The 12,466-nt window shown below is 68.1% G+C and carries 12 protein-coding genes; 1 reads left to right on the plus strand and 11 read right to left on the minus strand.

Annotation, left to right across the window (positions count from 1 at the left end):
- Nucleotides 1-176: 176 nt before the first annotated feature.
- From P9A17_RS25325 to P9A17_RS25375, 11 genes are all read right to left on the minus strand, one after another.
- Nucleotides 177-1,931, minus strand: coding sequence for an AAA family ATPase (locus tag P9A17_RS25325; protein ID WP_278041509.1), 1,755 nt, complete (start codon nucleotides 1,929-1,931; stop codon nucleotides 177-179).
- 16 nt (nucleotides 1,932-1,947) lie between these two features.
- Complete coding sequence (locus P9A17_RS25330; RefSeq protein WP_278041510.1) at nucleotides 1,948-3,882, minus strand: hypothetical protein; 1,935 nt, start codon at nucleotides 3,880-3,882, stop codon at nucleotides 1,948-1,950.
- Nucleotides 3,879-6,425: an ATP-binding protein gene (locus P9A17_RS25335; RefSeq protein ID WP_278041511.1), complete on the minus strand. Its 2,547-nt coding sequence runs from the start codon at nucleotides 6,423-6,425 to the stop codon at nucleotides 3,879-3,881. Before P9A17_RS25335 ends, P9A17_RS25330 begins: the two co-directional genes overlap by 4 nt.
- 1 nt (nucleotide 6,426) lies before the next feature.
- Entirely contained in the window at nucleotides 6,427-6,771 is a 345-nt protein-coding gene (locus P9A17_RS25340; RefSeq protein WP_278041512.1) for a hypothetical protein, read from the minus strand.
- A gap of 1 nt (nucleotide 6,772) precedes the next feature.
- Entirely contained in the window at nucleotides 6,773-7,066 is a 294-nt protein-coding gene (locus tag P9A17_RS25345; RefSeq protein ID WP_278041513.1) for a hypothetical protein, read from the minus strand.
- 17 nt (nucleotides 7,067-7,083) lie between these two features.
- A complete protein-coding gene (locus P9A17_RS25350) occupies nucleotides 7,084-7,998 on the minus strand; it encodes a conjugal transfer protein (protein ID WP_278041514.1) in 915 nt (304 codons plus the stop codon).
- Between the two features lie 5 nt (nucleotides 7,999-8,003).
- Nucleotides 8,004-8,957 carry a hypothetical protein gene (locus P9A17_RS25355; RefSeq protein ID WP_278041515.1) on the minus strand — a complete coding sequence of 318 codons (954 nt, stop codon included), beginning with the start codon at nucleotides 8,955-8,957 and terminating at the stop codon, nucleotides 8,004-8,006.
- A complete protein-coding gene (locus P9A17_RS25360; RefSeq protein ID WP_278041516.1) occupies nucleotides 8,950-9,258 on the minus strand; it encodes a hypothetical protein in 309 nt (102 codons plus the stop codon). The genes P9A17_RS25355 and P9A17_RS25360 overlap by 8 nt, the downstream gene beginning before the upstream one ends.
- A 55-nt stretch (nucleotides 9,259-9,313) precedes the next feature.
- Nucleotides 9,314-9,967, minus strand: coding sequence for a hypothetical protein (locus P9A17_RS25365; protein ID WP_278041517.1), 654 nt, complete (start codon nucleotides 9,965-9,967; stop codon nucleotides 9,314-9,316).
- 82 nt (nucleotides 9,968-10,049) lie between these two features.
- Entirely contained in the window at nucleotides 10,050-11,327 is a 1,278-nt protein-coding gene (locus tag P9A17_RS25370) for a TraM recognition domain-containing protein (RefSeq protein WP_278041518.1), read from the minus strand.
- 141 nt (nucleotides 11,328-11,468) lie between these two features.
- Nucleotides 11,469-11,789: a hypothetical protein gene (locus P9A17_RS25375; protein WP_278041519.1), complete on the minus strand. Its 321-nt coding sequence runs from the start codon at nucleotides 11,787-11,789 to the stop codon at nucleotides 11,469-11,471.
- A gap of 345 nt (nucleotides 11,790-12,134) precedes the next feature.
- On the opposite strand from P9A17_RS25375, the gene P9A17_RS25380 reads away from it, so the two are divergent.
- The gene (locus P9A17_RS25380; protein ID WP_278041520.1) at nucleotides 12,135-12,455 is read left to right on the plus strand and encodes a trypco2 family protein; all 321 of its coding nucleotides are present in this window, start codon (nucleotides 12,135-12,137) and stop codon (nucleotides 12,453-12,455) included.
- Nucleotides 12,456-12,466: the final 11 nt, after the last annotated feature.

Raw genomic sequence — 12,466 nt, forward strand, 5'->3', positions numbered from 1 at the left:
ATCCTGCTCTCGCGCCTCCGATTCATCTAACCGTCTCGGCAGCGGCGCGTCGCTCCGTGATTTTCTCCCACTGCACGCGCGCGGCGCTACGTCCCCCGAAGATCGTGCACTCGAGAATGTGGAAACCGCGTCCGTAAGCGTGCCCCGCTGACCCCGCGGTTCGGATCGCCACTCCCCTACTGCTGAGCCGACGCCAATGCCCTGCGCATGTCGTCGTCGTTGACGATCAGCACCGAAGGGTCGCTCTGGGCAAGCTCGGAGAGCTGCGCGGGCGGCATGGTGTGCAACCGCCGGGCACGTTCACGCTTGCACGCGATGATGACTTTGCGGGCGAATCGACCGTTGCCGGCGATGTCGAGTGCGGTGCCGGAATTGACTGGGGTGGAACGCAATCGGTCGGCTTCGGCTTCCAGCAGTGGCCAGGCCTGTTCGGCGATGGCGATCTTCTCTTTGGCGGCGATGTGGCGTCCGATCTGGACCATTTCGGCGGGGGTGTAGCTGTCGAAGGACAGGGTGAAGTGGAAGCGGGAGGCGAGGCCGGGGTTGGCGGCCATGAAGCGGCGCATCTCGGCGGGGTAGCCGGCGACGATGACGACGAGTTGGTCGCGGAAGTCTTCCATGTATTTGAGCAGGGTGTTGATGGCGTCTTTGCCGAAGGAGTGGCCTTCGGTTTCGGGCACCAGCCGGTAGGCCTCGTCGATGAACAGCACACCGCCGAGGGCTTCTTCGCAGACTTCTTTCATGCGTTGCGCGGTTTGGGAGACGTAGCCGACGACGAGGTCTTCTTCGGTGACTTCCATGACGTCGGGGCGCTGAATCTTGCCGAGCCCGAACAGGATTTCGGCGACGATGCGGGCGAAGCTGGTTTTGGCGGTGCCGGGTGGCCCTTCGAGCACCATGTGGTTTTCGTTGGTTGTCGAGGTTTCTTCGCCTTGGGCGGCAAGGAGTTGGTCGATCTGAATCTCGGTGCGCCACACCGCGATCTGCTCTTTTGGGCCTTCGAGGCCGATAAGTTCGTCGAGGCGGGCTTGGGCGGTGGCCAGCACGTCCCGCTGCTGTTCGGCCAGGGCCGCGGCGTCGCGCTGGGCGCGGCTGGTTTCGGTGGCGGGGTTCCATTTGTCAGTGCGGGTGGCGATGGTGTCGGGGTCGGTGACGATGAGCCGGTAGCCGGGGTTGTCGAGTGCTTCCCGGGCGGGCGGTGCTATGTGCCCGTCGACGACGGCGGCGTGGAACGCGGCGCGGGCGGCTTCTTCGTCGCCGAGTTCACGTAGGCACCAGCCTTTGGTGAGGGCGGCGTCGGCGGTGATGTACGGGTTGTCGGTCTGGATGCGGTCGAGAAGGTCCAGCCCGTGCTGGAACTGCCCGAGGGTGGCGGCTCCGATGGCGGTCATGGCGTGGATGGCAGCGGTGACGGGGTCGAGGACGTAGGTGGCGTGCGCGGGCGGGGTGACCGCGGTCGCGGCGAGCAGATCGGGCCAGCGCCGGGTGCAATGGTAGAGGCTGGCGAGCATGAACTGCTGCCACTGGGCGGCTTGGGTGTCTTCGGCGATGATCGGGTCGGCCAGGGTCCGGTCGGCGTCGTCGTAGTGGCCCGCGGTGATCTGTGCCGCGGCGAGGGCCAACCCGATGGTGGCGCGCGACCACACCGGCACAGTCAGATAAAGCGGGGCCGATACCTGGGCGAAGAGTTCGCCGTCGGCGAGTCCGATGCGCCGGGTTTCGCGGTAGAGCGCGCGGGAGTGTTCGTGGGCGCCGGCGACGGTGTCGAGGTCGTGGTCGCCGCAGGCCATGCGGCCGAGCCAGGCGTCGGACATGGTGGGGTTGTCGCGGGTGACCTGGGCGAAGATGGCGCGCGCACGGCTCTGGTCACCCACGCGGTAGTGCTCGATCGCGGTGTCGAAGGCGCGGCGCTGCTCGGTCGGCGAGGTCATCGGTGGCTTTCTGCGGTCACAGGTCGGTGTTGGGTTCGACGGTAGTCGGTCGCGGGGGTACCTCGTTCCACTGATTCGGGTCCGGAGGGACGGATTCGTCGTCGGGCGGCGGTTCCGGCAGGGGGACGTCGTGGTGGGATTCGATCATCGGAGGGACTTCCACGGGCAGGTCACCGGGGGCGCGACTGGGCGGCGGGTCGAGCCGGGGTGCTCGCTGCTGGCTGTGTCCCCGACGCGACACCGAGTCAACGGGTCCTTCCCCGCCGTCGCGTCGCTCCCCGATCGCCGGCACCCCGTCGGGGGTCGCTGGCCGGTCCCCGCTTGCCGCGGCGCGCCCACCACCTCCCTGCGGCGGCGCTGCGGATACCCCCGGAGCCGGGACCGCTGGCACGCTGACCGCCGGAATGCTGCCGATTGGGTCGAAGCCGGGTTGCGGGGCGCCGTGGACGGCACTCGGTTCGGTGTTGTCCCAGGGCGCGTTCTCACCGGCACCGCGTCCTCGCCGCAGCAGCGATTTGCCGCCGGCGGCCGCGGCGGCACCGGCCCCGCCGACGGCGGCGTGCAGCCCCATCCCGACGGCGACGCTGGCGGCCTGACTGAATACGCCCCGCCCGGCGGGTCGCCCGGCGAGGTCGGCGCGGATGTGGCGCAGCAGGATCAGTCCGACGAGCGCGACCCCGCCCATCATGAGCACGTGCGCGAATGGGTTGGTGCCGCCGAGCTCGGTCGGCAGCGGCGCGGACACCAGACGCTGAACCGCCAGGCCGATGACGCTGACGAACACGATGTAGATGAGCACTTCGATGCCGTGCCGGAAGAACTGCCACACCACGTCGGTCGCGCGGCGCTGCGGTGCGCCGGGCACCGCGCCGAGCCACAGGGTGGGCAGCAGGATCACCGTGGTCCAGATCGCGCGCACGGACACCCTCAGCACCGCCCACCCTGAGGCCACCATGAACATCGCCAGCAGGCTGGCCGCCGCGATCAGGATCAGCCCCACCCACGCGTTGGTGGCGTCGACGTGGGAGGCGTAGTTGACCGCGGCTCGGTCTCCGCATGCGGCCATCGCCCGGATCGGTGCGTTCGGGTCGCCGCCGCGCAGCGACGCCGACCAGGCCGGCCCGCAACCACCGACGTGGTCCACGACATGTCCGAAGTTCCACAGTTGCAACGGTTCCCGCACGGTGTGCGTGATCAGGCTGGCGGTCAGGGTATCGACCTGGCCGCTGGTGCCGGCTCCGCCGAGGGTGCCGTTGTTGGTGGCCGCGGCGGCCACCGAGAAGCCAATGTTCCGTCCGAAGCTAAGCAGCCCGTCGGGCCCGTACATCAGCCCGGCGGGGTCGGCGAACACGGCGATCGACAGGGCGGGCAGGGTCAGCGCGATTCCGATCATGGTCCAGCCGCGGCCCACTTCCCCGCGTTTGGCGGTGGCGGCGCCGCAGAACACCCCGATCGGCACGGCGAGCAGCAGCACCCCCACGGTGGTGGCGACCTGGGTGACCGCCCCGGTGACGGCGCGGGCGATCTCGCCGATGACGGTCAGCCAGTAGGTGCTGACGGTGAGCTTGAGCAGCCACAGCGCCAGCGCGACGATCCCGATGAACAGCCCGGCTTCGGCGGTCAGGATGTTGGCCGCCGCCGCACTGGTGGGGACGCGAGCCATGGTCGTCGCCAGCCAGGGCACCCACGTCCCCGGATCCCACTCGAGACCCTCTGGGGCGGTTCCTATTTGGTCGCGCAGCGAGGCGATCGCGAAGTAGTAGTCGCCGATTGGGACTCCGTAGCTGTCGCGCAGCCCGATCCAGTTGAGCACCATGCCGTTGGTGGCGGCGGTGGCCTGCGGCGCCGCGCACACCGCGACCACGCACAGCGCGTGCAGCGCCGCCAGGGCCAGCAGGGGGCGGCCCAGCCGCGGGTGGGTGAGGTACCAGACGGTGAGCCGGGCGGTCATTCCCGCGCCCACCGGCGCGGGTTCGTGTCCAGGGCGGAGGCCAGCGCCGCGGTCGGCGCCCCGAAGAGGCCGACCTTGCCGAAGCCGCCGAATTCGTCGAGGTACCACGCTTCGCCTTCACGACCGGGGATGACGCCCCCGTAGGCGGGGTCGATGGTGTCGTCGCCGTGGTCGACGAGGCGCACGGGACTGGTGTTCTCGACGTAGTTGCGGAGCAGTTCGGGGTGCCGGTCGAGGTCGCGTCCGCACCACAGCAGCGTGTCGCGGGCCAGTCCGGCGTCTTTGAACGCCAAACACAGCCGCTGGTCGATGAATTCGTCTTCGAGCACCGCGAAGTCTTTGATGGGGTGCTGGCTGATGCCGACGAACCCGGTCTGCGATTTGCGGCCCTGCCGGATGATGCGGTTGCAGCATTTCTGTCCGCCCGGTGAATTGGTCAGCGGGGCGGCCTCTTCCACCACCAGCACGTCGGGCTGGTGGGGGCGGCCGAAGAAGATGCTCTGCGCGAGATCGGCGGCCAGCCCGTAGATCGCGGCGCCGGCCCGCTGCCGCGGGGTGGTGCGGTCGTGCAGATGGGCGACGTATTCCTCATCGACAGACGGTAATTCGAGCCCGGCGGTGTTCCACACCACCACCTGCGCGGCGGTCAGGTCGGTGACGGGCAGCCGCTCATCGAACAGCGCCTGCAGGTGACGTTCGGTGCGCAGCCCGTCCAGCCCGACGAGTAGGTCGTCGTCGGCATGGTCGCGGCCGTCACGCAGGTCGCGCAGGAAGCCGATCAGGCGTGCCAGCGAGCCGATGCCGTGGGCGGCGCGGTGGTCGGCGGCCAGATGCGCGCGCAGGCGCGCGGCCTGGCGGCTCATCGCCGCATAGCCCAGCAGTGGCAGCAGGTGGTCGACGGTGTGCTCGGCGGCGTCGGCGACGGCGAAGATGCGCAGCGGGTCGATACTCATCTGCGGGGCGGCGAGGTCGACGACCACCAGGTCGGCGCGGTCGGCCAGCGCACGCTGATGTTCACGTGGTGCCCCGGGATCGAAGATGTGCACGCCGGCGCCCAGCGCCAGCCACGACCGGATGAGCAACTTGCCGACATGGGATTTGCCGCGGCCCGGGGATCCACAGATCACCAGGTTGGCCGGATTGTCGCGGCCGGGCGCGCCGAGCAGATCCAGGAACACGACGTCGCGCAGCCCGGGGCTGCTCAGGTTCATCCCGAGCGGAACACCGGTGCGATTACCGAGCTGCGCGGCCAGCAGCGGAACGAACTTCGCGAACCGTTCGGTGGTGCTGGGATTGCGGAACTCCCCCAGTGCCGCAATGTCTTCGGCGCCGGGGACGAACGCCCGCCACAGCGCGATCTGGCTGCCGCGCCAGCGGCGCGATCCGATGTTTTGTCGCCGGTAGGTGCGCGTCACCGCGCCGAGCGCATCGTTGACCGCGTCGGGGGCGGGCCCGGCCGCGGCGACGACGATGGCAGCGTTGACGCCGCGCTCGGCCGAGCCGCGTTTGAGCTCCGAGGCCAGCTCGCGTCCGGAGGCGAGTTTGCGGACCAGCTCGTCGTCGCTGTCGGCGTGGCGGCCGCGCTGCCGGTACTGGTCGCGGATGTTGGTGATCACGTTCTGCGCCACGGATACTGCTGCGTCGGCAGCGGTGAAGGTCAGGTGCATCGTCCAGTCCAGCACGGTGTCGGGGCTGGTGAGGTCATCGAGCACCTTGAAGATGGTGGAGCGCGGCCAGGCGATGCCGTTGTCGGGGAAGCTGTCGAGCGGGACGAACGCCTGGTAGCTGTCGGCGACGCCGTCACCGGCGTCACGGAAGGTGCGCAGGTAGATATCGGCGTCGGTGCGGGCGGCGCGCCACCGCCGGTCGCGCAGCGCGGCGGCTCCGGGATCCAGGCGGACCGGCGTGAACGCGGAGCCGGGCAGGCTGGCCTGCGGATCGTAGGTGGTGGCGGGCAGCGGGTGCGGCCAGGCGCCGCGGCTGGCTGTGTAGTTCCAGTGCCACCAGATCTGTTCTGCGCTGGCCGGTTTGGCAAAGAAGGCGGGTGGCAGCGCGGCCACCTTCTGAGTGGCACGACGGCGATACTCGGCCAGCGACGGCTCGGTGTCTTTGTCACGTCCGCGCACCGCGTCGAGAAGTCCGCGCCAGTTGCCGCCGGCGGTGTCATCGGAGTGGTCCAGCGGCACCGACAACCAGTAAATGCGGCGACGGGGACGGTGCGCGGCCAGGGTCGGCTCCCAGGTGCGGCAGTCGGCGATCCATCCGGCAGCATCGGCGGTTCTCGTCTCCCCCGCGGCGAGTTGGGGGTGGCCGCAGAGCATGCGGCGCAGCACGGTGCGCGGCGACACGGGCACGGTGAGCCCGCTGATCGAAGAACCCGACGGCAGGGTGCGCCACAGTTCGGCGTGCTCGGCGGCCACGTTGTGCTGCCATTGCGAGGACAGGAACAGGAACGGCACTCCGGACAGTAGGTACTCGGCGTACATGCCGTTGTCGGTGAGGCGCAGATTCCCGACGACCAGCTGCGGTGCGAGCGAACGCATCTCAGCGGTCGCGTGGGTGGGTCGACTGGACTGCGGGGCGCAGGTCGGCCAGCCACCACCGGGTGCGGGTGGCCAGCGACGGTCGGCTGGCGGGCAGCCGGGACAGCGCCCACACCGCTGCGACGGTGAGCAGGACCCCGACGATCAGGATGCGCAGGGCGTGGCCGCTCGTCAGATTCGCCGTGACGGCGGCGCCGGTGCCGATGAAGCCGAGAACCGCGGCGGCGGCATCGGGGGCGCGCCATTTTTCCTTGAACGGCAACGTGAATCCGTCGCCGGAGTCGCCGAGGTGGATGGCGACCGACCGCTGGTCGGAGTAGATCTTGGCGGGCGCGTCAGAGGTCATGTCACTGCCCCCACGGGCTTTCCACCCGCACGGTGTTGCGGATGCCGTGGTCGTTGAATTCGCGGGTGACCATCGCGGCGATACCGACCGACAGCAGGATCAGCACCGAGAAGATGATGGTGCCGATCTGGGCGGTGATGCCCGATCCCGCCCCTTCTTTGGCGTGGGTGCGGATCGCGGAGAATGTGCCGATCACCAGGGCGATGGCGGCGAGGAAACCGATGGTGCCGAACGCCAGGTCGGTGCCGGAGCTGAACAGGCCGCTGGCGGCGAGAACAGTGCTGTGCTGGGTCATGACTCCTCCCAAGGGTGTCAGTTGTGGGGCTGGGCGATGGGTGCGGGGTCGCCGTCCTCACCGATCTGAGGGGTGAGGTCGATGGCGGTGATCATCCAAGTGCCGCCGCTGTTTTCGACGGTCAGCGGATACACCAGGGTGACGGTGGCGAACTGCGAGGTCTGCGCCAGCACGGTGGCGAGGACGTGCAGTCGGGTGCCGGGGTCGGCAGTGTCGGGGACGGCGCGGTCGGCGGCGACGCTAGCAGGAACCGCGCTCTGGTACCCGCCGACCGGGGCGAGTCCGGATCCGGCGCGCACGTACCGGTCCAGCGGGGTCCCGGCAGTCAGGTAGGCGGTGGCGAATCCGCTGACGAGACCGTGGACTGGGTGGTTGACACTCACGGTGTGCCGGTAGGCGACGCGGAAGTCGGCGCCCTCGCCGGGACCGTTGATCCGGGCGGGCAGGGTCAGGGCGCGCGGCTGGAAGTCCCACATCGCCACCGGCACCCGATAGAAGGATCGTATGGGCTCAGCGGACGCGTAGGGCCGTTCGGTCACCGACACGGTCGCCGCGTACAGGTCAGCCTCGGCGGTGCCGCCGGTGTGGATGACCGACACCACCTGCGGCGCGGTGACTACCGCCGCCGGTGTCGTGGGCAGGGCGATGCCGTTGTCGGGCAGCGTGATGAACCGGCTCAGACTGTCGGCGTGCTCGGCGGTGGCGGTCAGCCAACTGACGATGAAGTCGGAGGCGAACGCGCCGACCTGATCGCCGGTGTTGCCGACGCGCTGGGCGATCGCCACAAAGTCGGGCCGGTCGGGGACGACGAACACTTTGACTGCGGCGGCGCCACCGAGTGCAGCCGCCAGACACACTGTGAGCGTGCCGATCTGACGAGCCATCGCGTGGCTGCGGTGCAGCCGCTGGGTCCAGGTGCGGGAGACGGGCATGGCGGTCAGCTCGGCTCGTGTCCGAAGAACTTAAGCGAGCTCATCGCGAACGTGGCATCCACCGGGTCCGCAGGCTCGCCGTCGGTTGGCCACGGCGCGGTGGTGGCGGTCGCCTCGTCGGGAATCAGCCCGCCGCCCTGCCCGAGCACAGAGTCGGCGAAACCGGGTACCGCGTCCTGCCGCGGGTCGCGCAGCGGCGACGCCGGCGGCCGCGCGGTCTGCAGGATCGTGACCGTGACCGCCGACGCGAGCACAGTGCGCGGCAGAGGCGTGGTGACCGGGCCGTGCGCGTTGCCGGTGTCCTGGGTGAACACGGTCCGGTTGTCGTCATTGAACACGTACTGCAGCCGGCTCACCACGCGATGTTGCAACCATTCATCTTGTCCCCCGGGAGTTTTGGCGACCCAGCCGGGTGTCACGGCGACCGCCGTTACCACGTGGCTGCGACCGAAGTCGATCCGCAGCACCTGCCCATCGACGCGGGCGCCCTGCGGGCCGCGGACACACACCCAGGCGGAACCGGCAGCGGCTTCGGTCAAGGATTGCGCCGAGGTGGATCCCGCAGGGCAATCAGCGCTGGCGGTGTACCGGATCGCCTGATCGGGTGTGGTCACCGCGGGCGGCGCGCTGGGCGCCGGTTGCGGAGCCGGCGCGGACGGAGCGGCAGTTGCCGAATCCGATTGGGCGGGTTCGCTGTTGAACGACACCATCGCTGCGACGATCGTGGCGGCGGCAACCAGGACGCCGGCACCCAGGACCACTGCCGCTTTCTTCGCTCCGGCATTGACCGTCGGATCGGGCGAGGAGTCGTCGCTTGGGGCGTCGAGGTCGATGGGCGCGGCAGGGGCGCCCTCCTGGGGCCCGAGGTCGTCCACGGACCGGGAGATGGTTGGTGGCGCGGTCGTGGGTTCGCTGCCGAACATCACATCGGCCCCCCAATGCTCGGTCGAGTCATCCATCCCGGCGCTCCATAACCTGGCCTTCCACCACAAGCGGTGCGGGTGTCGCGGGTGGGGGCACCCAGACCGGGATGTACGCCCAGCCGCCGCCGGTGTGTTGAGGAAGGGGTTGGGGGTGGTACGGCCGCGCGCTGGCCGGAGTTCTGGATACGGCGGAGCGCCGCCGCCGTTGAATGACAGTGCTCAGCAGAAACCCGGCGAGGACAAAGGGCAGCAGCGGGAATACCAGCGATGCGCCGACGAGCACCGGCAACACCACGATTCCGAAAGCTGTTGCGGCAACGATGATCAGAAGTCTCATGTCCTGACGCTATCTGTGAGTAGTGACAATATCCGGTCCGCACGGCCGTGCCCGGTCATAGGTGAGTCCGCCCGCCGGGCGTGTTCAGCGGTACGGCATCGATGAGTCCGATGCCGGTGGTGTCGTAGCCGCCGAGGATCGCGGCGGCTTCCGCGGCGCTCAGTGACGGTGTCGCGGGTGTCAGCGGCCACCACGAGCGGGAACCGTCGAGGGCCAGCCAGCCTTCGGCGACGGCGAGAATCGCCGCAGTCGCGGGCACCACCACCAGCTGGGCGCATATCCACGGCAAGACAACGGCATTCGCGAGACCCGGTGCCGGGTCGTAGAGGATCACAACGGGCGCGGCGAGGATCGCCGACGCCCATAGGAGCGCTGTGATCGGGAAAGCTCGCAGTGTCCCCGGGATTAGGCGGGTCAGACCTCGGTAGAACAGCCAGCCGGCGAACCAGCCGATCGGGATGGTTATCCCCAACCCGACAACGACTAACAGCTCGACCTGTGAGGCTGGGGATTTACTGGTGCGCAGCCAGATTGGCGGTAGAACGGTGTCGTCGTGCGGATCGGCGACCGCGCTGGCGATATCGCGCTGGCGGGTCCTGATGCGGCGGCCCAGCCTTTCAGCGCGTCGCCGTTGGATCGTCGACCAGCCCTGATGCGAGGCGATCCACGCCCGCCGAAGATCGTCGAATCGATCCTCTCTCAATGTCATGAATCGAGCCTAAGTCGGGGCGATGAGGTCGATATGCACAATTTTTTCAGGGCGCTGCTCTGCCCCATCGAGCAGTCTGCGGTCAGCCGGTCCGTGTTCGGGCGCTGCGTAATTCGTCGAGATAGGAGACGAAATCGACCCAGTCGATGAGCTCGACCATCTGACCCGGCGTCCCGCGCACCAACAGACGCGCTTGCCCGATGTTGGCGGGACTGAGCTCTTCGGGTTCGAAGGCGTTGCCGAAGTGGCGCGCGGTGTTCGCGGCGTCGTTGTTGTGGTCGTAGGACTGGTGGCTGCGAGTGGTCTTGCCGGCCCAGAACGCCGCCGAGCGCATCAGTTCCTCTTCGTGGGCGCCGTACATGATCAGCGTCGCCGGGACGACATCGCGGATGGCGCGCCCCTGCAGCGCACCGTAGACGACATCGAGCTGCGAACTGGCCTGCGCTGCAGCGCAGATCGACACTCCGAGACCGCGGGCCTCGGCGAAGTACTGCAGGATCTTCGGCAACGGGGTGTTGGGCAGTTCGTCGAGAAACATGCCGATGCGGGGAAACTGTTCCCACTGTGCCACTTTGATGCGCTGGCGGCGGATCAACTGTTCCATGAGGGTCACCGCCAGCGGTGCCACGGTGCCGTCGGACGGCGAGAGCACGTACAGCGTGGTTCCGGCGTCGTCGAGGGAGTCAGGATCGAAGCTGGGTAGTCCGCGGTCGCGGGTGGAGGTGCGTAGCCATGCCGTCAGCGATTTGGAAACGGTCATTTTCACTGAGTCGCGCTGTTTGTCGACCATGTCGAGGATGCCTCGGACACGCGCGGTGAAGAGCGGGTCAGCGGTCCACAGCGCGGCGGTGACCCAGCTGGGCTCCGTGCTGACCTGCCGCGGCCACTGCAGCGGGTTGCCGGCATCTTCGGCGGCCTCGAGGAGCCATTCCATGCCCATTCCTGTGCCGGCGGGGCTGGCGGCATACAACAGGACGGTCAGCGGGGCGAAGGCGAGGTTCTCCCACATGCCGTTGTCGGCGGCGGGGCGGGCTTGTGCGCCGCCGAATCCGACAGCCGACATGCCCAGTAGGGTTTCGGCGGTGGCCTGCGCATCCTCGAGGGTGCGGATCAGCATGGTGGGGTCGTAGCGACAGGGAACGAAGTCGCTGGGATAGGTCGGTGGGGTGATCTGCCGCAGGTCGAGCAGCAGGGAGGTGCCCCAGCGCCGTGAGGACACCATCTGCATCACGTCGTCCTTACTAGAGGACACCACGGCAGGCCCGGGCCAGAGCACAGCGCTCTGCGCGAGCCATCGACGGGTCTTCCCGGTACCGGGCGGTGCCAAGCCGAGAATGTGCGGCGCGGTCTGTAGGGGCACCAGGCGGCTCCGCGATCTGTCGCGCACCCACCCGCCGAAAGGCGTTAGTGGCGAGGAGAATTCATCGCGGCTCACATCTCGACGCTAGTGCCTGGCGAGGGTGACCCCGTGCACAAAGTTAGTACGAGAGGCCCGGATCCGTCAGAGATCGCGCGGGACTTTGGCGATCCGGGCAGATTCCTCGTTATCGCGATTCGTCAGCCGGGTGCCGGCGTTGCCGATGTTTTGGCTGAGCGCGTCCAGTGTGTCACTGTGGCGTGTGCCGACCTTGGTCCAGTGGTCGCCGAGGGAGGCGAGCTCCTGGGCGGAGCGACCGACGATCCCGGACAGGCTGCCGGTCAGTGTGGCGTGAGTTGTGGTGTGGCTCAGCCGGACATCATCCGCGTGCGAGCCCACCAGCTTTCGGGCGCGCTGAACTTCGTCGGTTTCCTGGTAGATGCGTTCTGACAGTGATTTCGCCATGGTTAGAGCGTAGAGGCGGGCAGTCGGTGGGTTGTGCGCAAAATTGGTCCCGCCGTAATCGGTGATACCTCTGCGGGAATGCCACCAGTGCCTGCGCCGCATTGTTCTGGTCTCGCGAGAAGGATAGGTGGCTGGGCGGCGGTCGGATTCGAGAGAAAAGCAGCCGGTGTAGACAGCAAAATCATAGGTCAGGTCGAAAGTAAGCGGCGCGCTGAGCAATTGCTGGCCACGACCGCAGAATTGGGTAGGTACGAATTGCGCTCGCGCAGCACCTCAATTGATGCGAACCCCTTAGCATGTAGGTAGTCCGTGCCCACGGGGGGTGTGGCGAGGAAGGGGCATGGGATGTCTGCAAATGTGGGTTTGGCAGAGGCGATCTCCGCACTTCGTGACGAATTGACCGCTGCTCTGCAGCAGGGGGCAGACGAAGACTTAAGATTTGGGCTTGATTCGGTCGAGTTGGAGACCGAAGCCGTTGTCACGCGGGAAGCGAACGGTAAGTTGGGTTGGAAGATAATCGAGGCCGGCGGTAGTTTCGAATCCGCTAAGACTCAGCGAGTGCGACTGGTGCTGACGCCCGGCTTACGCGGATTCGACGGTCGAGTCAGCAACGACTTTTCGATTTCCGGTCCTCATCACGAAGGTGACTCTTTTACGGGAGCTTGATCCGATAGGGC

The sequence above is a fragment of the Mycobacterium sp. 236(2023) genome (assembly GCF_029623955.1).
Lineage (GTDB): Bacteria > Actinomycetota > Actinomycetes > Mycobacteriales > Mycobacteriaceae > Mycobacterium.